Origin of the sequence: Microcystis sp. M53602_WE12, from assembly GCF_030065455.1 — a bacterium.
Taxonomy (GTDB): domain Bacteria; phylum Cyanobacteriota; class Cyanobacteriia; order Cyanobacteriales; family Microcystaceae; genus Microcystis; species Microcystis aeruginosa.
Window position 1 is genome coordinate 1 of the sequence record NZ_JASJFB010000868.1, and the last position, 2,230, is coordinate 2,230.

The 2,230-nt window shown below is 45.1% G+C and carries 2 protein-coding genes; both read right to left on the reverse strand.

Translation table 11 applies throughout. The features are described from left to right. Positions 1-144: 144 nt before the first annotated feature. Positions 145-1,686, reverse strand: a complete 1,542-nt coding sequence (locus tag PX482_RS26475) for a bifunctional pantoate--beta-alanine ligase/(d)CMP kinase (protein ID WP_288024218.1) — start codon at positions 1,684-1,686, stop codon at positions 145-147. 51 nt (positions 1,687-1,737) lie between these two features. Further along, complete coding sequence (locus PX482_RS26480; RefSeq protein WP_288024221.1) at positions 1,738-1,956, reverse strand: YciI family protein; 219 nt, start codon at positions 1,954-1,956, stop codon at positions 1,738-1,740. Positions 1,957-2,230 lie beyond the last annotated feature (274 nt).

Below are 2,230 nucleotides of genomic sequence, written 5' to 3' on the forward strand. Positions count from 1 at the left end.
AAATCCTTATCTGGCAAGAGACTTAATTGATTAGTTCGCTCTAGATAAAAAACAATTGACAAAAATCGCTAAATGCCTTTCTATATAAGGGTTCCATCCCTTATAACCCCCCTCCATTGCATAACACAAACCGAAGAGCCATAATTATCTCCCTAAATTACCTTGGTTAAGATGATAAAGAGCAATGATTTTTTCCGTGACTTCTGTAATACTGAGATGATCGGTATTAACTTCGATCGCATCTGTGGCCTTTCGCAGGGGTGCTAGGGAGCGATTACTATCCAAATAATCCCTTTTTTCAATCTCTTGGGTTAATTCTGCGAGACTAATACCCCCATTTCCCTGCGCTTCTAAGTCTTTTAATCTCCTTCTCGCTCTTTCTTCGGGTGTCGCTGTCAAGAAAATCTTTAATTCCGCTTCTGGAAAAACATTAGTACCAATATCTCGACCTTCCACAACTATTCCCCCCGACATTCCCAGCTGTCTTTGCAGGGTGACTAACTGCTGTCGCACCGCTTTTTGAGCGGCAATTCTGGACACTTGCGCGGTAATTGCGGGAGAGCGAATCTCTAAAGTCACATCCTGCCCATTAATCTTCACTATAGTCACATTTTCGGGACTATCGGCGGGGATTATTGCTATCTTCGCTAAAGATAATAACTCGGCGATGGCCGCTTCTGCGGACAAATCCAGACCGGAATTCACCACTAACCATGTCACTGCGCGATACATCGCACCGGTATCGAGATAGGTTAACCCCAATTTTTCCGCTACTAAGCGCGTTACCGTCGATTTTCCCGCTCCAGCAGGCCCATCAATAGCGATAACTGCCCGACGTTGACGCAAGATAATATTATCAATTAAACGGGTTTGACCGATCGATCCAGCGATCGCTAACAAACCCCCTGTCTCGATCTGCTCGATCGGTTGTAAACTCTGGGGATGGACTAAATCCAGATACTGACAGCGAAATTCTGCTACTCTGTCGAGATTTTTTTGCACAATAGCCAGTAGTTTTTCCCTTTGTCTTTCCCCTAAACGAAAACTTTCGAGAGCTAATTGCAAACTTTGGGCGATAATTGTCGCTTTTTCCCTTTCTGTGGCCGATAGATACTGATTGCGAGAACTAACGGCTAATCCCGATGTTTCTCGCACTGTAGCACAAGCGCGAATCTCGATCGCTAAATTTAAATCTCTGACTAATTGCCGGATAATCGCTAACTGTTGGGCATCCTTTTCGCCAAAATAGGCGATCGTCGGTGCAATAATATTAAACAACCGCGTGACAATTGTGGCTACTCCCTGAAAATGTCCCGGACGAAAAGCACCACATAACCCGCTAGTCAGAGAAATCGGGGGAACAACTGCGGTTATCTCCTCAGAATCACCAATTCCTAAAGTTTCCGCACTGGGAGCAAAAATAGCAGCAACTCCCAAGGATTCACACAGTTGGCGATCGCTTTCAAAGGTGCGGGGATAGCGAGAAAAATCCTCTGTAGGGCCAAATTGTAGAGGATTAACAAAAATACTAACCACAGTCACCTCCGCTTCCGTCACTGCGCGTCGAATTAGACTAGCATGACCTTTATGGAGAGCGCCCATGGTTGGCACGAGGGCAATACTGTGATCAGGGCGATAATCAGCCAAAAAAGTGCGTAAACCGGGGATTGTCGTGAATATTTGCACAGGGTTCACTCCTTTAATAGCCTATTCCACTACTATTCGCCATTCGTGCAGTTAATACTCCACATAGCCATTTTTAATCAGGGGATGCTGCCCGATGATCGATTCGGCTGCTTCCGGGGAATCGGCTTTAAATAATAACATCCCATCGCCTCTTTCTGTCCAATAACTCGTTTTTGTCTCCTGTCCTGTCTTGAAAGAGGGTGTAGGGTGTAGGGTGTGGGGTGTAGGGAAAGAAACCTCTTTCATCTGTGGGGGTGAAAATTTTTTCATCGGGACTGACTTGATTAAACGCTGCACACAAGTAGGGAGGCACAATTATTTGTAGGATGGGTTAGCGGTAGCGTAACCCATGCGGGTGTTGGGTTTCATGCTTCAACCCAACCTACGTTCATCTTATATTTAACCCACATTCCGCACCCTAAAGTGTCACATTGAAAATTTTATCTAAATCGTCAAAACGATTGCCGGCTCTGAATTACAGGCTAATTTGGTTGCCCAGCAGATGCACAATTAGCCCTAAAAATCTGATAACTCTGATACCAAA